The organism is Microbacterium sp. 05N427, from assembly GCF_056397105.1.
In genome coordinates this window covers 1-21067 of the sequence record NZ_JBFTMT010000012.1, presented here as the reverse complement: position 1 = coordinate 21067, position 21067 = coordinate 1, and the positions used below count along the sequence as shown (strand labels likewise).

Annotated in this window: 22 protein-coding genes; 16 read left to right on the top strand and 6 right to left on the bottom strand. The window is 68.4% G+C overall.

The genetic code is table 11. The features are described 5' to 3' along the window. Positions 1 to 15: 15 nt before the first annotated feature. On the top strand, positions 16 to 840 hold the full coding sequence (locus tag AC1DG4_RS13210; protein WP_477379282.1) for an undecaprenyl-diphosphate phosphatase: 825 nt from the start codon (positions 16 to 18) through the stop codon (positions 838 to 840). Positions 841 to 907: 67 nt separating this feature from the next. Here the strand turns inward: AC1DG4_RS13210 and AC1DG4_RS13205 are convergent, their stop codons facing one another. Next, positions 908 to 1759 carry a PAC2 family protein gene (locus tag AC1DG4_RS13205; RefSeq protein WP_477379284.1) on the bottom strand — a complete coding sequence of 284 codons (852 nt, stop codon included), beginning with the start codon at positions 1757 to 1759 and terminating at the stop codon, positions 908 to 910. A 92-nt stretch (positions 1760 to 1851) separates the two neighbouring features. On the opposite strand from AC1DG4_RS13205, the gene AC1DG4_RS13200 reads away from it, so the two are divergent. From AC1DG4_RS13200 to lnt, 9 genes are read left to right on the top strand one after another with little or no spacing between them, the layout of a single operon-like run. Then, positions 1852 to 2538, top strand: a complete 687-nt coding sequence (locus AC1DG4_RS13200; protein ID WP_477421280.1) for an HAD family hydrolase — start codon at positions 1852 to 1854, stop codon at positions 2536 to 2538. Next, positions 2535 to 3566 (top strand): tRNA (adenine-N1)-methyltransferase, encoded by a 1032-nt coding sequence (locus tag AC1DG4_RS13195; RefSeq protein ID WP_477379288.1) that lies wholly within the window; start codon positions 2535 to 2537, stop codon positions 3564 to 3566. Before AC1DG4_RS13200 ends, AC1DG4_RS13195 begins: the two co-directional genes overlap by 4 nt. Positions 3567 to 3576: 10 nt before the next feature. Next, positions 3577 to 4485 (top strand): FKBP-type peptidyl-prolyl cis-trans isomerase, encoded by a 909-nt coding sequence (locus AC1DG4_RS13190; protein ID WP_477421279.1) that lies wholly within the window; start codon positions 3577 to 3579, stop codon positions 4483 to 4485. Then, the gene (locus tag AC1DG4_RS13185; RefSeq protein ID WP_477379292.1) at positions 4486 to 5472 is read left to right on the top strand and encodes a helix-turn-helix transcriptional regulator; all 987 of its coding nucleotides are present in this window, start codon (positions 4486 to 4488) and stop codon (positions 5470 to 5472) included. Then, positions 5469 to 6458 carry a helix-turn-helix transcriptional regulator gene (locus tag AC1DG4_RS13180; RefSeq protein WP_477379294.1) on the top strand — a complete coding sequence of 330 codons (990 nt, stop codon included), beginning with the start codon at positions 5469 to 5471 and terminating at the stop codon, positions 6456 to 6458. The genes AC1DG4_RS13185 and AC1DG4_RS13180 overlap by 4 nt, the downstream gene beginning before the upstream one ends. 38 nt (positions 6459 to 6496) lie before the next feature. Next, positions 6497 to 6784 (top strand): Sec-independent protein translocase subunit TatA, encoded by a 288-nt coding sequence (gene tatA / locus AC1DG4_RS13175; protein ID WP_477379296.1) that lies wholly within the window; start codon positions 6497 to 6499, stop codon positions 6782 to 6784. A gap of 59 nt (positions 6785 to 6843) precedes the next feature. Beyond that, on the top strand, positions 6844 to 7599 hold the full coding sequence (gene tatC / locus AC1DG4_RS13170; protein ID WP_477379298.1) for a twin-arginine translocase subunit TatC: 756 nt from the start codon (positions 6844 to 6846) through the stop codon (positions 7597 to 7599). After that, positions 7596 to 10070 (top strand): DEAD/DEAH box helicase, encoded by a 2475-nt coding sequence (locus tag AC1DG4_RS13165; protein WP_477421278.1) that lies wholly within the window; start codon positions 7596 to 7598, stop codon positions 10068 to 10070. Before tatC ends, AC1DG4_RS13165 begins: the two co-directional genes overlap by 4 nt. Beyond that, on the top strand, positions 10067 to 11662 hold the full coding sequence (gene lnt / locus AC1DG4_RS13160; RefSeq protein WP_477421277.1) for an apolipoprotein N-acyltransferase: 1596 nt from the start codon (positions 10067 to 10069) through the stop codon (positions 11660 to 11662). The genes AC1DG4_RS13165 and lnt overlap by 4 nt, the downstream gene beginning before the upstream one ends. Here lnt and AC1DG4_RS13155 read toward each other — a convergent pair. From AC1DG4_RS13155 to AC1DG4_RS13140, 4 genes are all read right to left on the bottom strand, one after another. Beyond that, positions 11659 to 12042 carry an RNA polymerase-binding protein RbpA gene (locus AC1DG4_RS13155; protein ID WP_477421276.1) on the bottom strand — a complete coding sequence of 128 codons (384 nt, stop codon included), beginning with the start codon at positions 12040 to 12042 and terminating at the stop codon, positions 11659 to 11661. The two genes, lnt and AC1DG4_RS13155, sit on opposite strands and share 4 nt — an antisense overlap. Positions 12043 to 12195: 153 nt before the next feature. Next, on the bottom strand, positions 12196 to 12969 hold the full coding sequence (locus tag AC1DG4_RS13150) for a glycerophosphodiester phosphodiesterase family protein (protein ID WP_477379306.1): 774 nt from the start codon (positions 12967 to 12969) through the stop codon (positions 12196 to 12198). Continuing rightward, positions 12966 to 13976, bottom strand: coding sequence for an SPFH domain-containing protein (locus AC1DG4_RS13145; protein ID WP_477379308.1), 1011 nt, complete (start codon positions 13974 to 13976; stop codon positions 12966 to 12968). The genes AC1DG4_RS13150 and AC1DG4_RS13145 overlap by 4 nt, the downstream gene beginning before the upstream one ends. A gap of 21 nt (positions 13977 to 13997) precedes the next feature. Next, positions 13998 to 14474, bottom strand: coding sequence for an NfeD family protein (locus AC1DG4_RS13140; protein WP_477379310.1), 477 nt, complete (start codon positions 14472 to 14474; stop codon positions 13998 to 14000). A gap of 135 nt (positions 14475 to 14609) precedes the next feature. Between AC1DG4_RS13140 and AC1DG4_RS13135 the strand changes: the two genes are divergently transcribed. Beyond that, positions 14610 to 15374, top strand: coding sequence for an SDR family oxidoreductase (locus AC1DG4_RS13135; protein WP_477421275.1), 765 nt, complete (start codon positions 14610 to 14612; stop codon positions 15372 to 15374). Between the two features lie 71 nt (positions 15375 to 15445). Here AC1DG4_RS13135 and AC1DG4_RS13130 read toward each other — a convergent pair whose 3' ends face one another. Beyond that, positions 15446 to 16030 carry an HdeD family acid-resistance protein gene (locus tag AC1DG4_RS13130; protein ID WP_477379314.1) on the bottom strand — a complete coding sequence of 195 codons (585 nt, stop codon included), beginning with the start codon at positions 16028 to 16030 and terminating at the stop codon, positions 15446 to 15448. Between the two features lie 122 nt (positions 16031 to 16152). On the opposite strand from AC1DG4_RS13130, the gene AC1DG4_RS13125 reads away from it, so the two are divergent. From AC1DG4_RS13125 to AC1DG4_RS13105, 5 genes are all read left to right on the top strand, one after another. Continuing rightward, positions 16153 to 16590, top strand: a complete 438-nt coding sequence (locus AC1DG4_RS13125; protein WP_477379316.1) for a helix-turn-helix transcriptional regulator — start codon at positions 16153 to 16155, stop codon at positions 16588 to 16590. Between the two features lie 10 nt (positions 16591 to 16600). After that, positions 16601 to 17011 carry a VOC family protein gene (locus AC1DG4_RS13120; protein ID WP_477421274.1) on the top strand — a complete coding sequence of 137 codons (411 nt, stop codon included), beginning with the start codon at positions 16601 to 16603 and terminating at the stop codon, positions 17009 to 17011. Positions 17012 to 17095: 84 nt separating this feature from the next. Further along, a complete protein-coding gene (locus AC1DG4_RS13115) occupies positions 17096 to 19456 on the top strand; it encodes an ATP-binding cassette domain-containing protein (RefSeq protein WP_477379320.1) in 2361 nt (786 codons plus the stop codon). Between the two features lie 10 nt (positions 19457 to 19466). Next, positions 19467 to 20303 (top strand): TrmH family RNA methyltransferase, encoded by an 837-nt coding sequence (locus tag AC1DG4_RS13110; protein ID WP_477379322.1) that lies wholly within the window; start codon positions 19467 to 19469, stop codon positions 20301 to 20303. A 580-nt stretch (positions 20304 to 20883) separates the two neighbouring features. Further along, on the top strand, positions 20884 to 21067 hold a 184-nt coding region (locus AC1DG4_RS13105), incomplete at its 3' end, for a hypothetical protein (RefSeq protein WP_477421273.1).

Sequence of the window (21067 nt, the reverse complement as noted above, 5' to 3'; positions counted from 1 at the left end):
ACGCGAAAGCGATCCATGCACCTTCTCGAAGCCATCTTCCTGGGGATCGTGCAGGGACTCACCGAGTTCCTGCCGATCTCCTCCAGCGCGCATCTCCGGATCGTCGGCGCTTTCCTGCCGAGCGCGCAGGATCCCGGCGCCGCCTTTACCGCCATCACCCAGATCGGCACGGAGGCTGCCGTCGTGGTGTTCTTCTGGCGCGACATCGTGCGGATCGTCGGGAGCTGGTGGTCGGCGCTGATCGGCCGGATCCCGCGTAACGACCCCGACGCCCGGATGGGGTGGCTGATCATCATCGGCAGCATTCCGATCGTGTTGCTGGGCCTCGTCTTCAAGGACCAGATCGAGACAGTGTTCCGTTCGCTGTGGCTCATCGCGATCATGCTGATCGTGTTCGGTGTGCTGCTCGGGGTCGCGGACGCGATCGGGGCGCGGCGGCGCAAGCTCAAGGACCTCACTCTCGGCCACGGCATCGTGTACGGCCTCGCGCAGTCCCTCGCGCTGATCCCCGGCGTCTCCCGCTCCGGCGGCACCATCACGGCCGGACTGCTGCTCGGTTACGAGCGCGAAGCGGCCGCCCGGTACGCGTTCCTGCTCGCGATCCCCGCGGTCTTCGGATCGGGCGTGTACCAGGCGGTCAAGAGCATCGGCGAGCCGAGCGTGTTCTCCGCCGGCGAGACCCTCGCCGCCACGGGCATCGCGTTCGTCGTAGGCCTCGGCGTGATCGCGTTCTTCATGCGCTGGATCTCGCGGCGCAGCTTCCTGCCGTTCGTGGTCTACCGGATCCTGCTCGGCATCGTGCTGATCGTCCTGCTCGCGCTGGGTGTGATCAAGCCCTGACGACGCGTCGGGCGGCGGCGACGTCGATCGGATCCCGGACCCTTCGACAGGCTCAGGGACCGGCGGCTCAGCGCTTGTGCTCGCCCGGGCCCTCGCCGTTGCGGCGGAAGAACCGCTCGAAGGCCTGGGCGATGGCCTCGCCCGAGGCATCGGGAGAATCCCAGGTGTCGCGCTTCGTCTCCAGCTGCGCGATGTAGGCGGCCATCTCTTCGTCCTCCGCGGCGGCCGCGTCGATCGTGGCCTCCCACATGGCGGCCTCGGTGGCGAGCTGTCCGCGCGGGACGTCGACGCCGGTCACCTCGTGCAGCCGGTCGAGCAGTGCGAGGGTCGCCTTGGGCGAGGAACCACCGGTCTGCACGTAGTGCGGCACGTTGGCCCAGAGGGACAGCGCGGGGATCCCGGCCTGCTCCGCCGAGTGCTCCAGCGCGGAGAGGATCCCGATGGGCCCTTCGTAGGTGGAGCGCTCGATGCCGAGCGCCTCACGGACCTCGGCGTTCTCGCTCGAGGCGAAGATCGAGATCGGGCGCGTGTGCGGCACGTCCGAGAGCATCGCGCCGAGCGTGACGAAGCCCGTGATGTCCTCGCTCAGCGCGGCGTCGATGAACTCGGCGCTGAACGCCTGCCAGGCGCGTGCGGGCTCGGTGCCGGTCAGCAGCCACAGCCGCGGCTCGATGCCGTCGGAGGCCGCGGTCGGCCGCAGCATCCGTGCCGAGGGCCAGCGCAGGCTGCGGTTGCCCTCCTCATCGCGCTCGAGGGTCGGCCGAGCCCACTGGTAGTCGAAGTACAGCTCCGGGTCGGCGGCGTGCACGACATCGAAGCCGCCGTCGTCGATCTGCTCGGCGGCGGCGGACGCGGCCTCACCGGCGTCGTTCCAGCCGTCGAAGGCGGCGACGATGATCCGGTTCCCGAGTACCTGCACTGTGTTCCTTCCTGCGGCGACGTGCGCCGTGTGTTCCGTCCAGGCTAGTCCCCGCCACCGTCGGGGGTGCGGGCCGCCGGTACGATGGGGGAGTGAATCAGCACCCTCGCGCGGTCCTCTGGGACATGGACGGAACCCTTGTCGACAYCGAACCGTACTGGATGGACGCCGAGACAGATCTCATCGAGTCCTTCGGCGGCACCTGGACGCATGAGCAGGCGCTGCAGCTGGTCGGCAACGGTCTGATCGACAGCGCGGTCGTTCTTCAGGGCGCCGGCGTGAAGATGGGCGCCCAGGAGATCGTCRACGAGCTCACCGAGCGCGTGCGCGTGCGCCTGCAACAGGACGGCGTGCCGTTCCGACCCGGTGCGAGGGAGCTGCTGCGCGAACTGCGCGACGCGGGCATCCGCACCGCGCTGGTCACCATGTCGCTGCGGCGCATGGCCGAGGACATCGTAGCGCTGATCGGCTTCGACGCCTTCGACGTGATCGTCGGCGGCGACGACGTCGAACGCCCCAAGCCCTTCCCCGACCCGTATCTGCAGGCGGCGGACGCCCTCGGCGTCGACATCGCCGACACGGTGGCCCTCGAGGACTCGCGCACGGGACTGCAGGCCGCTGTGTCCGCCCGTACCGTCGCGATCGGCGTGCCGCACATCGTCGGGCTCGAAGGTCTCGACGCGGATGCGCTCTGGGACACGCTCGCGGGACGCGGGGTCGACGATCTCGCCGGCGAATTCACCCGCGTGCGCGCCGCCAGGGCGGAGGCCGCACTGTGAGCGCGCAGCGGCCCAGCGGTCCGTTCCGCGAGGGCGATCGCGTGCAGCTGACCGGGCCCAAGGGCCGGATGCACACCGTCACGCTGCGCGAGGACGGCGAGCTGCACACGCACCACGGCGTTCTGCGCCACCGCGATCTGATCGGCCTGCCGGACGGATCCGTCGTCGCGAACAGCTCCGGGAACGAGTACCTGGCCCTGCGCCCGCTGCTGCGCGACTTCGTGATGTCGATGCCCCGTGGCGCCGCCATCGTCTACCCGAAGGACGCGGCGCAGATCCTCACCCAGGCCGACATCTTCCCGGGCGCGACGGTCGTCGAAGCCGGCGTCGGATCCGGCGCGCTGTCGCTCTCGCTGTTGCGGGCGATCGGACCGGCCGGACGTCTGGTCTCCTTCGAGCGCCGGGACGACTTCGCCGAGGTCGCGAGCGCCAACGTGGAGACGTTCCTCGGCGAGCTGCCCGAGACGTGGAGGATCGTCGTGGGCGATCTCCAGGAGCAGCTCTCCACCGAATTCGCCGCCGGCGCCGTCGACCGCGTGGTGCTGGACATGCTCGCCCCCTGGGAGTGCATCGACGCCGTGGCCGAGGCTCTCGCTCCGGGTGGAGTGGTGCTCTGCTACATCGCGACCGCGACCCAGTTGTCCCGCGTCGCGGAGTACCTGCGCGCCACGGAGTTGTTCACCGAGCCCGAGGCGTCGGAGACCATGGTCCGCGGGTGGCACGTCGAGGGTCTGGCCGTGCGCCCGGATCACCGCATGGTCGCGCACACGGGCTTCCTCATCACGGCGCGCCGGCTCGCGCCGGGAGCTGTCCCGCCCGATGTGAAACGCCGCGCCGCCAAGAAGCCGAGTTACGGCGACGAGGATGTGGAGCAGTGGACCCCCGGTGCCGTGGGCGATCGCGAGATCACCGACAAGAACCTGCGCAAGCGCGTCCGCGAGGCGCAGCGCGCGGCGGGCGGCGCGAGGCTGGCCGCTTCGGGCGACGCGGACGAGGATGCGACGGGGAGCGCGGATCCGTCCGCATAGACTGGAGCGCGTGCGTAAGACTGCCGCTGCTCTGATCACCCTCGGCCTCGCCGCCCTCGCGTTGGCCGGCTGCTCCGCTGGTCCGTCCTTCGCGGGACAGGCCTGCTCCGAGATGCCGACCTCCTCCGCGCTCACAAACTCCGTGACCGTGAAGGGCGACTTCGGCAAGGAGCCGTYCGTCACCCTGTCGCTGCCGACGAAGGTGCAGAAGGCGAGCGTCGACGACCTCATCCACGGCACGGGTGTCGCGATCACCGCGAAGAACCAGCCGTTCGTCGCCGACATCGCGCTCTACAACGCCCGGACGGGGCAGCGGATCGGTGCGACCGGCTTCGACCGCACGACCGCGGTCGCGGATGTGAACACCCTGGCCGCTCAGGCGAAGGTGCTCGGCGATGCGCTGGAGTGCGCGACGGCCGGCTCCCGCCTGCTCATCGGCTTCCCGGCGGGAACGGCCGCGAAGGAGGCAGCCGTCGGCGTCGTGGATGTGCGCACGGTGTTCCTCCCGCATGCGGAGGGATCGCTGGAGTACAACGACGCGCTCGGCCTGCCGACCGTGGTGCGCGCTCCCGACGGCCGGCCGGGCGTCATCATCCCGGATGCCAAGAAGCCCACCAAGCAGGTGGTGCAGACCCTCATCCACGGCGACGGCCCGAAGGTGAAGAAGACCGACGGCGTCCGTGTGCAGTTCACGAGCGTGGACTGGGACACCCGCAAGGTCGTCAACAACACCTGGGACTCGCAGTCCGCCGTGATCCCCGGCGCGGCCGGGATCGAGGGCCAGACCGTCGGATCCCAGGTCCTCCTGGTCGTCCCGCCGGCGGCCGCTGGCCAGAGCACCGGCTCGGACGGAAACGGCACGCAGGCGATCGTCGTCGACATCCTCGGGATCGACAACTCCTCGGCGACGGGGCAGTAGATGGCGGAACGGATCCCCGCGGAGGAGCGCCTGACGAATCTCGTCGTGGCGCTCATGGCCACGGAGATCGGCCTGACCAAGCAGCAGATCCTCGCTTCCGTCTCGGGCTACCGCCAGCGAGCCGAAGGCAGGGCCGACGCCCTCGACAAGATGTTCGAGCGGGACAAGGACGAGCTGCGCGCTCTCGGCATCCCGGTCGAGACGCTGGGCGACCACGCCGACCCGAATGATCTGCGCGAGGCCCGCTACCGTATTCCGAAGGCGGAATACGACCTGCCCGTCGACATCGAGTTCACGCCGGCCGAGCTCGCGGTGCTGCGCCTCGCCGGAAGCGTGTGGAGCGAGGAGTCCCTGTCCGCTGATGCCCAGGCAGGGCTTCGCAAGATCCGCGCACTGGGCATCGACGTGGACGAACCGATCATCGGTTTCGCGCCGCGGATCACGGCCCGCGATGTCGCGTTCGCCCCGCTGCAAGGGGCCATCGAGCGCAGCGTCGTCGTGGTCTTCGACTATCTGAAACCGGGGGAGCAGGCGCCCCGCCGACGGCGCGTGCGGCCGCTCGCGCTCGTCGAGTACGAGGCGCGCTGGCACGTCTTCGGGCGTGACGTCGATGCCGAGGGCGACCGCATGTTCCTGCTCACGCGCATCGTGGGCGACGTGACCGTCACGAACGACGCCTTCCCCGCCGAACTGCGTGAAGGCGCGGGGGAGCGGGCGCTCGCAAGCCTGGAAGCCGTCGCGGCCGCCCACTCCGCGCTGCTCGAGATCACTCCGGGCACCGAAGCGGCGCTGCGCCTGGGGCGCCGTGCGGAACCGGCGCTGCAGGGGATCCGCGTGCCGTACGTGGATCTGCACATCCTCGCGGACGAGCTGGCCTCCTATGGGCCGGAGGTGCGCGTGGTGGAACCCGCGGTGCTGCGCGATGCGGTGATCGTGCGCCTGCGCGCCGCGGCTGCGGCGCACGCCGAGGCGAAGGGCGGGGCATGATGGCGCAGCGCAGACCTCTGCTGAGCTCGGATCGCGTCCGGGCCTATCTCACGCTCGTGCCGTACCTGCTCGAGCGCGGTGAGGTGTCGCTGGCCGAGGCCGCGGCGGAGTTCGACATGACCGAGGCCCAGATGCGGGCCATGGTCGAGAAGCTCACCGTGATCGGGCTGCCCGGTGATGAGGGCTATTGGCAGGCGCCGCAGGAGCTGTTCGACATCAACTGGGACCTGCTCGACGAGCAGGGCATCATCGAGATCACCAACGACGTGGGACTGCGCCGCGTGCCCAAGTTCACGGCCCGCGAGGCCGCTGCTCTGGTCGCCGGCCTGCAGCTGGCCTCGGCGGTGCCGGGCGTCGCCGATTCGGGAGTGGTGCAGCGGCTCATCGCGAAGCTGTCCCGCGGAGCTGCCGGGCTGCCCGCCGATGTCATCGTCGCGCCGGGACCGGTCGACGAGGTCCGCACGGTGGTCGCGACAGCTCTGCAGGAGCACGTCGCGGTGTCCTTCACCTATCGCGCGCCCGATGCGGCTCCGACGACGCGCACCGTCGACCCTGTGACCGTGCTGATCACCAACGGGCAGTGGTACCTGCAGGGCTGGTGCCATCTGCGCCGCGCGATGCGCACGTTCCATCTGGACCGTGTCAGCGAGCCGCGCCTCACCGAGATTCCGATCACGCATGGGGACGAACCCGTTCCGGAGCTGTTCGCCGGGAACGAGGAGCGCGATGAGGCTGTCATCCGTTTCCCGGAACGCCTCGCCCCGCTGCTGCGCGACTACCTGCGCCGCGCCGAGGCCGGCGTGGAGAACGGCTCGATGACCGCTACGCTGCACGTGGGGGATCCGCTCAGCCTGAAGCGGCTGGCCGCTCGCTTCGGCGGTGCGGTGGAGATCCTGGAGCCCGCGTCGGCGCGATCCGCCGCTCGCGAATGGGCGATCGCAGCACTTGCGCTGTACTCCGAACAAACCACCCCGCAGTCACGGTAGACTGTGGCGCAACACCCGATCCATCAAGGGAGATCATCATGTTCGCCGGACTCAACGGATGGCATCTGGTCATCATCCTCGCCGTCATCCTGCTGTTGTTCGGCGCGGCCAAGCTTCCCGCGCTCGCGAAGAGCATGGGGCAGTCGGCACGCGTCTTCAAGGGTGAGATGAAGGCCATGAAGGACGACGACGCCGCAGCCTCTGCGACGGACGCCACCGCCGCATCGACGCCCGCGCCCGCGACGACGGCTCTGCCGACCGCCGCACCGAACGTTGCCGACACCACCGCTGTCAACCCGCCGCACGACGCCGGTACCCAGCGCTGACGGGCGTGACCGACGCGGCACCGGCGACGAAGGGGCGGAAGCCGCGTCGCGATAGCACCATGCCCCTCGCGGGGCATCTCATCGAGTTGCGCAAGCGACTCGTCCTCGCCGCAGGCGCGCTCGTGCTCGGCATGGTGATCGCGTTCGTGGTCGCAGACCCGATCATCGCGTTCGTGACCGAGCCGATCCAGCAAGTGGCGCGAGAACGTGGCGATGACTTCGCGGCGTTGAACTTCGGCACCGTGACCGCGGCGTTCGACATGCGAATGCGGATCGCGTTCTCGATCGGCATCTTCCTGTCGGCGCCCGTCTGGCTCTGGCAGGTCTGGGCGTTCATCATGCCCGGCCTCACGAAGAAGGAAATCCGTTACACGGTCGGGTTCATCGCTGCGGCTGTACCACTGTTCTTCGCGGGCTGCTATGTGGGCGTGCTGGTCATGCCGCACATCGTTGAACTGATGTGGGGATTCACTCCCAAGGGCGCGGTGAACTTCTACAACGCGCAGGACTACTACGACTTCGTCTTCAAGCTGATGCTCGTCATCGGCGTCTCGTTCATCATCCCGGTGTTCCTCGTCGCGCTGAACTTCGCCGGGATCATGTCCGGACGGGCGATTCTGAAGGCCTGGCGGATCGCGATCCTCATCGCCTGCCTGTTCGCCGCTCTCGCGACTCCTGCTGCCGATGTGGTGAGCATGCTGATGCTCGCCGGCATCCTCATCGTGCTGTACTTCGCGGCCGCAGGTCTCTCGATGCTGTTCGACAGGCGCAAGCACAAGCGCCAGCAGGAGTTCCTCGAGGAGCCCACGGTATGACCTCGCCGGCGGATCGTTACGCCGCCGCCCGCGCCGCTCAGGACCACCCCGCCACGACGTCGTTCGCCGCGATGCAGCGGTTCCAGCTGGATCCGTTCCAGATCGAGGGCTGCCACGCCCTGGAGCGCGGCAGCAGCGTCCTCGTGGCCGCGCCCACGGGCGCGGRCAAGACGATCATCGGCGAGTTCGCGATCCATCAGGCGATGTCGACCCCGTCGGACAAGGCGTTCTACACGACGCCGATGAAGGCGCTGTCGAATCAGAAGTTCCGTGAGCTGGTCGACGTCTACGGGGCCGACCAGGTGGGGCTGCTCACCGGAGACGTCAACATCAACGGCTCTGCGCGCATCGTGGTGATGACCACAGAGGTGCTTCGCAACATGATCTACGCGGATTCGCGCGCTCTGGACCATCTCCGCTACGTGATCATGGACGAGGTGCACTACCTCGCCGACCGGTTCCGCGGCGCCGTCTGGGAAGAGGTCATCATCCACCTCCCGCTGAGCGTGCGGATCGTCGCGCTCAGCGCGACGGTGTCGAACGCGGAGGAGTTCGGCGACTGGCTGGACACGGTCCGTGGCGGCACCGAGGTCATCGTCTCTGAGACGCGCCCTGTCCCGCTGGAGCAGCACGTGCTCGTACGGGACGATCTGCTGCCGCTGTTCGACGACCGGGCGGGTATCGCCACCGCGCAGGTCAACCAGGAGCTGCTGCGGATCCGCTCATTCGGCGGAGCGAACTACGAGCGCAACCGCGACGCGCAGCAGTATCGCAGCGCGAGCCATGCGGGCGCGCAGGGGCGGCGTCCGCAGCGGGGCGGCAAGCGCCCGGTGCGTTCGGCCAACGTGCGCCGGATCGAGCGGCTCGATCGCCCTCAGGTCGTGGATCTGCTCGATCGTGCGAACCTGTTGCCGGCGATCTTCTTCATCTTCAGCCGGGTGGGCTGCGACTCCGCGGTGCAGCAGGTACGCCGCTCCGGGCTGAGGCTGACCACGGCGGAGGAGCGGCGGGAGATCCGCGCCATCGTCGAGGACCGCGTGCGCACGCTGCGCGACGAGGACCTGGCCGTGCTCGGGTACTGGGACTGGCTGGACAATCTGGAGCGCGGCATCGCGGCGCACCACGCGGGGCTGCTGCCCGCGTTCAAGGAGATCGTCGAGGAGCTCTACCAGGCGCGCCTGCTCAAGGTCGTCTTCGCAACCGAGACGCTCGCGCTGGGCATCAACATGCCGGCCCGCACCGTGGTGCTCGAGCGCATGGAGAAGTTCAACGGCGAAGCGCGCGTCGCGATCACTTCGGGGGAGTACACCCAGCTCACCGGACGTGCCGGCCGGCGCGGGATCGACGTCGAGGGGCACGCCGTCGTTCAGTGGACCGAGAGCATGGACCCCCAGGCCGTCGCCGCGCTCGCCTCGCGGCGCACCTACCCGCTGAACTCCAGCTTCCGGCCCACGTACAACATGGCGGTGAACCTGCTGGACCGGTTCGGCCGCAATCGCTCCCGCGAGGTCCTGGAGTCTTCCTTCGCGCAGTTCCAGGCGGATCGTGCCGTCGTGGGGCTGGCCCGCACCGTGCGCGAGGCCGAGACTTCGCTCGAGGGCTACCTCGGGTCTATGACGTGCGACCGCGGCGACTTCACGGAGTACTCGGCGATCCGCCGCGAGCTCAGCGATTTGGAGAAGAAGAACCGCACCGACCAGCAGGCTCCGCGAGGAGCGCGCGAGAAGCGACTGCATCAGATCGAGTCGCTGCGCCGCGCGATGCAGCGCCACGCCTGCCACCGATGCCCCGATCGAGAGCAGCATGCCCGCTGGGCAGAGCGGTACTGGAAGCTCAAGCGCGAGACCGACCGCACGCGCCGTCAGATCGAGAACCGCACCGGCACCGTGGCCCGCGTGTTCGACCGCGTGCTGGACGTGCTCGCCGAGGTCGGCTACGTGCAGGGGAGTGGGGACGCGCTGACGCTCACCGATGCGGGGCGCACGATGCAGCGCATCTACGGGGAGCGCGACCTGCTCGTGGCGGAGTCGCTCCGGCGCGGTTTGTGGGACGGCCTGGACGCGCCGTCTCTGGCGGCGATGGCCTGTGCGCTCGTCTACGAGCCGCGGCGCGATGACGGGTCCATCGACCCCAGGGACCTGCCGCGAGGCCGGTTCAGGATCGCCTGGGAGCGCACGCAGGAGCTCTGGGCCGAGCTCGACGACCTCGAGCACGACAACAGGCTGCCCGGATCCGACCGTCCTTCCGCCGGGCTCGCCGGCGCGATGCACGCCTGGGCGCGCGGAAGCGCGCTCGACGCCGTGCTGGAGGACGCCGACATGGCGGCGGGAGACTTCGTCCGCTGGGCCAAGCAGACGATCGATCTGCTGGATCAGCTCTCGATCGTCGCCCCGAACGCGGAGACGGCTCGTACCGCCCGCACCGCGCTCGACGGCGTCCGCCGCGGTATCGTCGCCTACTCGTCGATGTGACCGTGACGACCCGCCTCACCGCGCCCGTCGATGCCGGCGCCGCGCCCTCCACGATCCGTCCCGTGCTACCGCTGTGGGCGGCTCTGATCGCGGCGGCTGCCGCGGGCGGACTGCTGAACCTGGCATTCCCGGCGCTCTCGATCTGGATCGTGGCGTTCCCCGCCGTGGCGCTGCTCCTGCTCGCCCTGATCGGTCGGCGCACCTGGTCCGCGCTGCTGGTGGGCTTCGTGTACGGCGCCGTGTTCTTCCTGGTTCTCGTCTCGTGGACGGCGCGCTATCTGGGGCCCATCCCATGGCTCGCCCTCGGACTGCTCGAAGGCGCCCTGACCGCGATCGCGCTGATTCCGGTCACGCTCGCGTACCGGTGGATCCCGCGGATCATGCGCCAGGGGCCTGCCCGCTCGCTCGTGCTCTCGCTCGTCGTCGCCGCGCTGTGGGTCGGCCGGGAGGTGTTCCTGGGCAACTGGCCGTATGGCGGATTCCCGTGGGCGCGCATCGCGTACACGCTGTCCGACACCTCGGCGGCGCGCGTGACGAGTTGGATCGGGATCAGCGGACTGGGTTTCCTGATGGTCCTCCTCGTCGTGCTCCTCGTCGAGCTCGTGCGGACACGAGGTCGTCCGCGCGCCGTGGCGCTCGTGCTGCCCGCGACGCTCGTGGCGCTCCTCGCATTCCTGCCCGCGTTCCCGACGACGGCGAACGGATCGATGCGCATCGGAGCCGTACAGGGCAACGGCCCGACCGGATACTTCGACAAACGCGAACCCTTGTCGGTGCTCGCCGCACAGGCGGCGGCCACCGCACCTCTGTACGGGAAGCGCATGGATCTGCTGGTCTGGCCGGAGGGCGGCCTGGACGACGATCCGTTCCAGTACCCGGTACTGGCCGACGCGCTCGACGGGATCTCGGCTCGCGTGAACGCGCCGATCCTCGCGAACGCGGCCACGCAGAAGGGCGAGCTGTTCTACAACACCTCGTTCCTGTGGCCCGCCGACAACCACCGTCCTCTGGCCAGGGGGGACGTGCAGACCCACGCCAAGCGCCATCCTGTGCCGTTCGGCGAGTACGTGCCGGATCGCGCGTTCTACAACGCGATCGTGCCCGATCTCATCGGCCTGATCGGGCGGGAGTACACCCCGGGCTCTGATACTCCGGTCGTCCGTGTCGGGGACACCCCTGTGGGGCTCGCGATCTGCTTCGACGTGATCTATGACGACCTCATCGCAGAGGGCATCGGATCCGGAGCGCAGGTGCTCGTGTTCCAGACCAACAATGCCGACTTCCGCGGAACCGAGGAGAACCTGCAGCAGCTCGGGATCGCACGCATGCGCGCCGTCGAGACGGGACGTTCCGTCGTGAACATCTCGACCGTCGGCACGAGCCAGGTGATCAGGGCCGACGGATCGACGCAGGCGTCGCTGGACGAGGATCGCCCCGGTGCGCTGCTCGAAGATGTCGAGCTGCACACCGGGGCGACCGCGGGGGTGCTCATCGGGCCCTGGCTGGAGCAGATCCTGCTGTGGGGCGGGCTGCTCCTTGTCGCGTTCGCGGGTGTTTCCGCCCGTGTGCGACGAGGCTGGTCGGGAGCTTAGGCGCCGATCCGCTCGCGGGTCGGATCCTCACCGGCACCGCGACGCGCGCGGATGAACGCGAGGSGCTCCTCGAGGAGCTCCTCGAGCTCTGCGCGGGTGCGGCGTTCCAGAAGCATGTCCCAGTGGGTGCGGCCTGCCTTGTCGCCGTCCCCTGCGATCTCGACGGACTTGCCGTCGACCTGAAGGCGGGCATCGGCGCCGCAGGTGCGGCATTCCCAGGTGGTCGGCGGCTCGGCATCGGCCGCGAACATCAGGGTGGTCACGTGGCCGCAGGAGTCGCAGGTGTATGCGCTCTGCTGGCGTTCCATGAAGACGACGCCCTCTTCGCTCTGAAGGCTCTGGGCGCCGAGTCGGATACCTCTAAGGCTGCGATCTGCCATTGTGTGGTCCTCTCGTCGACCTCAGGTATATCGGCCCGGCCTGTGCGGAAGATGCGAAGGGGGCAAACCATGAACGCTTTCACAGTCGATACCCAGCCCGAGGCCGCGTCCGAAGAGTTAAGGACTGAGTCCGCCCTATCGTGAAACCGGATCTCAGTGAGGGCTCAGGGCCCTGATGGCGACGTCCGCCCGGTCCGTGACGATGCCGTCGGCGCCGGCCGCGACCAGCGCCCGCATGCGCTCGGGGTCGTTCACCGTCCACACGTGCACTTCGACGCCCGCGTCATGCGCCGCGCGGACGAAAGCGGGCGTGAAGACGCGCAGGGGACCGAACCGCTCGGGGATCTGCACGGCGTCGAGCCCCCGCAGGATCCTCCGCGCCCACCCCCGCAGGCGGAGAGCGGAGGCCAGCTGCAGCATCGCGACGGCGTTCCTTCCTCCAGAAGAGGCGGGCAGCACATCGGCGTCGGCCCTCACGGCGGCCGCCAGCGCGGCGTGCCGGTTGCGGTCGTCGAAGCTGGTGAGGAGCACCCGATGCGCGTGCGGCGCGACCGCGCGCCCGACATCGTCAGCGGCCGCCCGCGCTTTCACATCGACGTTGAACCGCAACAGCGGGAACGACTCGAGGGCTTCCGCGAGGGTGAGAAGTCCGCCATGAGCGGCGAACAGCTTCGCCAGCTCTTCCGTCGTCACCTCGGCGACAGGCCGGGGATCGCCCAGCAGCCGTTGCAGGGTCTCATCGTGGAACAGCACCGCATCGCCGTCAGCGGTCGCCCTGCAATCCGTCTCCGCGTACTCCGCGCCCGCGGCGTCCGCGGCCGCGATGGCGAGGGCCGAGTTGTCGAACACAGACGAGTCCTCGCCCACCAGACCGCGGTGAGCGAGGACTCGAGGCGCCGAGGCGCCCTGGAAATACGGGTGGGTCACGCGACGCCGTCAGAGGCGGGCGCGGGGGGAACGGCAGTGGCCGATGCCGCCGCACGCGTGGTCGGCGCCGAGGTCGTCGCGGGTGCCTTCGGGGTGAACGGGGTGGATCCGCCGGAGCCGGGCGTGAACGCGCCGCCGAAGTTCTTCAGGGCCTCCGTGAACTCGCTCGGGATGATCCAGAGCTTGCTGGACGCGCTCTCGCTGATCTTCGGGAGCATCTGCAGGTACTGGTAGGCGAGGAGCTTGTCGTCCGGCTGGCCCTGGTGGATCGCGTTGAAGACGTTCTGGATCGCCTCGGCCTCACCTTCGGCGCGGAGCACCGCCGCCTGCTTCTCGCCCTCGGCGCGGAGGATGTCCGCCTGCCGCTGGCCCTCGGCCTCGAGGATCTGCGACTGCTTGGTGCCCTCAGCGGTCAGGATCGCAGCGCGGCGATCACGCTCGGCGCGCATCTGCTTCTCCATCGAGTCCTGGATGGAGACCGGCGGGTCGATGGCCTTGAGCTCCACGCGTCCGACGCGGATGCCCCACTTGCCTGTCGCCTCATCGAGCACGATGCGCAGCTGCCCGTTGATGTTGTCGCGGCTGGTCAGTGCCTCTTCGAGGTTCAGCCCGCCGACGACGTTGCGCAGCGTGGTCGTGGTGAGCTGCTCGACGGCGCCGAGGTAGTTCGCGATCTCGTAGGTCGCGGCCCGGGCGTCGGTCACCTGGAAGTAGACGACCGTGTCGATCGAGACCACCAGGTTGTCCTCGGTGATCACGGGCTGCGGCGGGAACGAGACGACCTGCTCGCGCATGTCGATGAGCGGACGCAGACGGTCGACGAACGGCACCAGCAGGTTCAGACCCGGCATGAGGGTCTTGTGGTACCTGCCGAGACGCTCGACGACACCGGCTGTCGCCTGCGGGATGATCCTGACCGATCGCGCGATCGTCACCAACACGAAGATGATGACGGCGATCGCCAGGATCCACCCGATGGCGGTGGGGATGAAGGACGCGCTGTCCATGAAGGGCTGCTCCTGTTTCTCCTAGACGTGGGCGGAACGGACGTATGCGGTGGCGCCTTCGATGCGCGCCACGGTGACGGGGGCGCCGGGGGAGAGGGGCGCGATGACGGGAGCGTCGGAGGCGAGACGGGCGGTCCAGGTCTCACCGTTGCTGAGCTTGACCTGCCCGGTGAGCGCGGTGACCTCCAGCAGCACGGTGCCGTGCAGACCGAGCAGCGCGTCGACGTTCGACCGGGTCTGATCCTCGCCGCGATGCAGGCGTCGCAGCAGCGGAGGCCGCAGCACGAAGATGAGCAGCACGGCGGAGAGCGCGGCGATGATCACCTGCACCCAGACCGGCCAGCCGGTGAGGGTGGAGAGCAGGCCGACGGCGGAGCCGAGGCCGAGCATGAGGAACGTCATGTCGAGGGTGAAGATCTCGACGACGAAGAACAGGACCATGAGGACCAGCCAGCCGATCCACGCCCAGTCCTGGAACATCTGCAGGATCGTATCCATGCCGCCCCCTCTTTTTGCCAACCTATCACGCGGTCCGGGCGCGGCCACCGCGTCACGCGCCGCGGAATCACGCGGATTGGTAGGGTGATCTGGTCCCACCCGCGCGCCCCGTGCGCCCCCTCTCGAGGAGTCCCCGTGTCTCAGATCCTTCCCGCCGAATCGCTGACCGGCAAGGTCGCCCTCGTCACCGGATCCTCCCGCGGCATCGGCGCCGACACCATCCGGTATTTCGCCGAGGCCCGGGCCGACGTCGTCATCAATTTCCGCAACAAAGCCCCTCGTGCCGAGAAGCTCGCGGGCGAGGTGCGCGCGCTCGGTCGCCGCGCCCTCGTGGTCGGCGCCGATCTGACCGATCCGGCATCCGTTGCGGGGATGTTCGACGCGGTGAAGGCGGAGTTCGGCGGCCTCGACGTCCTGGTGCTCAATGCATCGGGCGGCATGGAAGCGAACATGGGCGAGGACTATGCGCTGCGCCTCAACCGCGACGCCCAGGTCAACGTCCTGCAGGCGGCGCTCCCGCTGCTGCGCGAGGGCGGCCGCATCGTGTTCGTCACGAGCCACCAGGCCCACTTCATCCGGACCACGCCGACCATGCCGGAGTACGAGCCCGTCGCGCTCTCCAAGCGTGCGGGTGAGGATGCCCTGCGCGAGCTGATCMCTTCGATTGAGGAACAGGGCCTCGAGTTCGTCGTCGTCTCCGGCGACATGATCGAGGGCACCATCACCGCCACACTGCTGGAGCGGGCCAACCCCGGCGCGATCTCGCAGCGTCGCGAGTCGGCAGGCCGCCTCTACAACGTCGCGGAGTTCGCCGCCGAAGTGGCGCAGGCCGCCGTCGATCCGGTTCCGGCCGACAACACCCGGCTCATCGGCGACGTCAGCGCGTTCGTCGCGGAGTAGGGTGCCTGAAGGCACAGGAAAGCGGCCCGGAGCTCACGCGCTCCGGGCCGCTTTTGCGTGCGACGTGCGGTTCAGATGCCGGCGGCCGCGGCTGCCGCCTTCGCGTCCTTACCGATCGTGATCGCGCGCACGATCTGCGCGATGCCGAGCACGACCAGCGAGATCGCGAGGAACAGCCAGAAGAACGGCACGGCGGCGAGACCCAGACTGATCACGGCGATGCCGGCGATGATGCTGAGCAGTGCGTACAGCAGTGTCCAGGTCTTGGATCCGTCGTTGCCCATGAGGGTGAGCGAGACGACGCCGTCGAAGATCCAGCTCACGCCGATGAAGATCACGGTCACGAGGGCGAAGGCGATCGCGGCGGTCTGGATGTTCGCGAAGGCGATGACGCCGGCGACGATGTACAGCAGGCCGAGCAGGATGTGCCCCAGACGGGCCCATCCGGACTTCCCTGCGCTGAAGATGCCGAGTCCGATGTACACGACACCGGCGACGATCAGGTAGGCGGCGATGATGCCGGTGAGGACGAAGGCGGTCTTGACCGGCCACACCAGCATGACGAGGCCCGCGATGAGGGCGATGACGCCGGAGACGGCGAGGAACACTCGAAGCGACTTCACGAGGCTCTTCGCTCCGGCAACTGCTTCGGACATGAGGATGACCCTTTCTGAGTAATTCCTGGGAGTTGGGGATGCCCTCACTGTACAGCGGCACGTGTGACGGCGACGGCAAGGCGGACCACCCGTGTCCCGGGCCGTCGTGCGAGGATCGGAGGATGAATTCGCCCGCCGACGATGATCGCCTGCGCGATCTCGCGGCGCTGCGGAAGGTGCGGGACCGCATCGATCGCGAGTACGCGCAACCGCTCGACGTCGAGGCGCTGGCGGCGGGCGTGCACATGTCGGCCGGTCACCTCAGCAGGCAGTTCAAGCTCGTGTACGGCGAGCCTCCCTATTCCTATCTGATGACGCGCAGGATCGAGCGCGCGATGGCTCTGCTGCGCAGGGGAGACGTCTCCGTGACGGAGGCGTGCTTCGCCGTGGGCTTCCAGTCGCTGGGCACGTTCAGCACGCGATTCTCGGAACTCGTAGGCGTCTCGCCGAGCCGATATCGTGCCGACCCCGGACTGGGTCCCGGGATCCCGTCGTGGATCGAGAAGCAGGCGACGAGACCGATCAGGAATCGAGAAGCCCCGCAGGATCGTCCGGCGTAGCGTGAGCGGCATGGACATCATGATCAACGCGAGCTTTCTTCCCCACACCGACGCGGAGGAGTCGCTCCGCTTCTATCGTGACGTGCTCGGATGGGAGCTCCGCAAGGACGTCGGCTACCAGCAGATGCGCTGGCTCACGGTCGGTCCGGCGAACCAGCCCGATACCTCCATCGTGYTCACGCCGCCCGCGGTGGATCCGGGCATCAACGACGATGAGCGGCGCACCATCCTGGAGCTCATGGCGAAGGGCAGCTTCGGCGGCGTGGTGCTCGCGACCCAGAACGTGGATGCCGCGTTCGCCGAGATCGAGGCGCGCGGGGCCGACGTCGTGCAGGAGCCGATCGACCAGCCCTATGGGATCCGCGATTGCGCGTTCCGCGACCCGGCGGGCAACATGATCCGACTGCAGCAGGTCGCCTGACTCCTCTGCGGTGCCCGCCGGCGCGTCGGCGGGCACCGCTATTCTTTTGTCCCGCCCCCATCCGCCCGCACGATACGGAGCAGCATGCCGATCACCGAGTCGCACATCGCCGACACTCACGATGCGATCCGGGTGCAGGGCGCCCGGGAGAACAATCTCAAGGACGTCTCGATCGAGCTGCCCAAGCGCCGGTTGACGGTGTTCACCGGTGTCTCCGGATCCGGCAAGAGCTCGCTCGTGTTCGACACGATCGCGGCCGAATCGCGTCGGATGATCGACGAGACCTACAGCGCGTTCGTGCAGGGCTTCATGCCGTCGGTTCCGCGCCCCGACGTCGACGTGCTCGAAGGGCTCACCACGGCGATCCTCGTCGATCAGGAGCGCCTGGGCGCGAACCCTCGCTCGACGGTCGGCACCGTGACCGACGCGAACGCGATGCTGCGGATCCTGTTCTCGAAGCTCGGCACCCCCTACATCGGCGGGCCGACCGCGTTCTCCTTCAACATTCCCACGCAGAAGGCCAGCGGCGTGATGACGGGGCCCGGCGGTGAGAAGAAGATCGTCAAGGACGCCATTTACCTGGGGGGCATGTGCCCGCGATGCGAGGGCAGGGGAGCGGTGTCGGATCTGGATCTCGCGCAGATCGTCGACGAGACGAAGTCGCTGAATGACGGCGCGATCATGGTGCCCGGGTACACCGCCGACGGCTGGATGGTGCGTCAGTTCGCGGAGTCCGGCTTCTACCCGGGCGACAAGCCGATCTCTGCGTTCACGGAGAAGCAGCGTCAACTGTTCCTGTACGGCGAGGTCACCAAGGTCAAGATCAACGGGATCAACATCACCTACGAGGGGCTGATCCCGAAGATCACCAAATCCATGCTGTCCAAGGACATCGAGGCGCTGCAGCCGCACATCCGCGCGTTCGTCGAGCGCGTCGCGACGTTCGCGATCTGCCCGGAGTGCGACGGCACGCGGCTCACCGAGGGCGCGCGCTCTTCGAAGATCGAGGGCGTGAGCATCGCAGACGCCTGCCGTATGCAGGTCACCGACCTCGCCGCGTGGGTGCGTGGACTCGACCTGCCCGGCGCCGGGCCGCTGCTGGAGGCGCTGCGGGCCAATCTGCAGGCGTTCGTCACTCTCGGGCTCGGCTATCTGTCGCTCGAGCGGCCCAGCGGCACGCTGAGCGGGGGAGAAGCGCAGCGGATCAAGATGCTGCGGCACCTCGGATCCTCGCTCACCGACGTCACCTACGTGTTCGACGAGCCCACCATCGGGTTGCACCCGCACGATATCCAGCGCATGAACGGCCTGCTCGAGCAGCTGCGCGACAAGGGCAACACCGTGTTGGTCGTCGAGCACAAGCCGGAGACCATCGCGATCGCGGATCACGTCGTCGACCTCGGTCCCGGAGCAGGCAGTGCGGGTGGCGAGATCTGCTACGAGGGCACGGTCGAGGGGCTGCGTGCCAGCGGAACCCTCACCGGTCGTCACCTCGACGATCGAGCCACCCTCAAGCCCGAGGTGCGCGAGCGCACCGGGGCGATCGAGGTGCGCGGGGCCACGACCAACAACCTGCAGGCCGTCGACGTCGACGTGCCGCTCGGCGTCCTGACCGTGGTCACTGGTGTCGCCGGATCCGGCAAGAGCTCCCTGATCCACGGTTCTGTCGCCAAGGGCGAGGGCGTCGTCTCGATCGACCAGACCGCGATCAAGGGGTCGCGGCGCAGTAATCCGGCCACGTACACCGGACTGCTTGAGCCGATCCGCAAGGCGTTCGCCAAGGCGAACGGCGTGAAGCCTGCGCTGTTCAGTGCCAACTCCGAGGGGGCGTGCCCGACGTGCAAAGGCGCCGGCGTCATCGTCACGGAGCTCGGCTTCATGGACACCGTCGAGAGCCCCTGCGAGGACTGCGGAGGAAAGCGCTTTCAGGTCGCGGTGCTCGAGTACAAGCTCGCAGGGAAGGACATCACGGAAGTGCTCGATATGCCTGTCGCGGAAGCGCACGAGTTCTTCCGCGGGGGAGAGGCGAAGATCCCCGCTGCAGTCACGATCCTGAGCCGGCTCGAAGATGTCGGACTCGGATACCTGTCGCTCGGCCAGCCGTTGTCGACGCTGTCCGGTGGAGAGCGCCAGCGCATCAAGCTCGCCACGCAGATGGCCGACGGCGCGGCGACCTACGTCCTGGACGAGCCGACCACGGGTCTCCACCTCGCTGACGTGCAGAACCTGCTGGGGCTGCTGGACCGACTCGTCGACGCCGGCAAGTCGGTGATCGTGATCGAGCATCATCAGGCGGTCATGGCGCACGCCGACTGGATCATCGATGTCGGGCCCGGCGCCGGCCATGACGGTGGGCGTATCGTCTACGAAGGCACGCCGGCCGAGCTGGTCGCCGCAAAATCCACGGTCACGGGGGAGCACCTCGCCGCCTATGTGGGCGCGTGAGGGGAAGACAATGGCGGACCTTCGGATCTCTACTCGCAACTCGCGGTTCCAACTGCTGGAGGCGCTGACGCGCAACCGCAACCATCGCCTGCGGGAGCAGCGCTTCATCGTCCAGGGGGTGCGTCCGATCTCTCAGGCGATCGAGCACGGTTGGAGCATCCTGACCGTGATCCACGATGCGGAGCGATCCCTGTCGCCCTGGGCGCGCGAGGTGCTGCAGCAGGCGCCGGAGACGATCGCGATGAGTGCTGCGCTGCTCGCCGAGCTTGCGGACAAAGAGGAGGGCGCCACCGAGATCATCGCCGTGGTGGCGATGCCCGACGACGAGCTGTCGCGGATCCAGGTGCCCCGTGACTTCCTCGGGATGGTCTTCGACCGTCCGACCCAGCCCGGCAATATCGGTTCGATCCTGCGGTCGATGGACGCACTCGGCGGGCACGGCCTGATCGTCTCCGGGCACGCGGCCGATCCGTACGATCCGAAGTCGGTCCGCGCCTCGACCGGCTCGCTGTTCGCCACGCCTGTCGTCAGGACGTCTTCGGGCGGTCCGGTGTTCGACTGGGTGCACGAGGTGCGCGCGCAGGGCACGCCGCTCACGCTGGTCGCGACGGACGAGCACGGCGACGTGGACGTGTGGGACTACGACTTCACGCAGCCGTCTCTGGTGCTGATCGGCAACGAGACCACCGGGCTGGCACGAGGTTGGCGCGAGGCAGCGGACGTGATGGTGCGGGTGCCGATGAGCGGCTCGGCGAGCTCGCTGAACGCGTCGAACGCCGCCACGCTGATGCTGTACGAGGCGGCACGGCAGCGGGCCGCCGTCGATGGCGCGGCCGCGGGGCGCTAACGCAGGCGCCGTTCCAAGATGCATGGGTACCGTTCTCAGGATGGATCCGGTTTCCGTGCACGATCTGGGCCCGCAACCCGCGGTTCTGCGAAATTCGTCCTGAGATCGGTGCGCCGATCGTGTGCAGCACTGGGTAGGTCCTACGCTGGCCCAGCTCGGTGGGCGCGTTTGGACCGCCTCGGCAACGGTAGGGAGGCGTTATGTCAGTTCGGGTGCTGAGAGCGTGAGTCGGGAGGTGCTGCGAGTCGATCGCGTTTGTTGCGCTCGGCGAGTCGACGCGGTTCAGCTGAACTTCGTAAGACGCCTCGTGGCCGCCGCTAACCGTGCTGGGTCATGGTTGCACGTGTGCGTGCGGCGGGGGCAGCTCACTGGAGCCGCCTGTACAGCAGGTAGCGCGGCGTGATCTGCGCAGTTTGATGGCGCCGGCGCCTACTCGGGAAACTACCGATAATCAACATTATGTCAGGCCAACCATGGCCCTGGTCTCCTACTGGTAAAGTCCGGCTACGTCAATGGCGATTGGGGCTCAGTGGACCCGGCGCATCGGCGCCTGGCGCGACGCTGGGCTAGGAGGGGCTGGGTGGAAACGAAACACGCCGCACAAGTCGCCGCGGTCGTTGTACTGGCCTGCGTCGGGGTATCGGGACTGACCGGCTGCACCCCTGCGCCACGAGACCAGGCTCGGGACACCATGGTGCGCCTCCAAGAGGCGACGAAATCCATGTCAGCCAGAGACGCAGAAAAATACAGCACTAACGTGAAGA

Bases quoted from the DNA above. Each gene is read 5' to 3' on its own strand.
- AC1DG4_RS13110 (WP_477379322.1), top strand. From the start codon at position 19,467: ATGGCGGACCTTCGGATCTCTACTCGCAACTCGCGGTTCCAACTGCTG.
- AC1DG4_RS13145 (WP_477379308.1), bottom strand. From the start codon at position 13,976: ATGGACAGCGCGTCCTTCATCCCCACCGCCATCGGGTGGATCCTGGCG.
- AC1DG4_RS13180 (WP_477379294.1), top strand. From the start codon at position 5,469: ATGATGGCGCAGCGCAGACCTCTGCTGAGCTCGGATCGCGTCCGGGCC.
- AC1DG4_RS13125 (WP_477379316.1), top strand. From the start codon at position 16,153: ATGAATTCGCCCGCCGACGATGATCGCCTGCGCGATCTCGCGGCGCTG.
- AC1DG4_RS13115 (WP_477379320.1), top strand. From the start codon at position 17,096: ATGCCGATCACCGAGTCGCACATCGCCGACACTCACGATGCGATCCGG.
- tatA (WP_477379296.1), top strand. From the start codon at position 6,497: ATGTTCGCCGGACTCAACGGATGGCATCTGGTCATCATCCTCGCCGTC.
- AC1DG4_RS13185 (WP_477379292.1), top strand. From the start codon at position 4,486: ATGGCGGAACGGATCCCCGCGGAGGAGCGCCTGACGAATCTCGTCGTG.
- AC1DG4_RS13140 (WP_477379310.1), bottom strand. From the start codon at position 14,474: ATGGATACGATCCTGCAGATGTTCCAGGACTGGGCGTGGATCGGCTGG.
- AC1DG4_RS13210 (WP_477379282.1), top strand. From the start codon at position 16: ATGCACCTTCTCGAAGCCATCTTCCTGGGGATCGTGCAGGGACTCACC.
- AC1DG4_RS13130 (WP_477379314.1), bottom strand. From the start codon at position 16,030: ATGTCCGAAGCAGTTGCCGGAGCGAAGAGCCTCGTGAAGTCGCTTCGA.
- tatC (WP_477379298.1), top strand. From the start codon at position 6,844: ATGCCCCTCGCGGGGCATCTCATCGAGTTGCGCAAGCGACTCGTCCTC.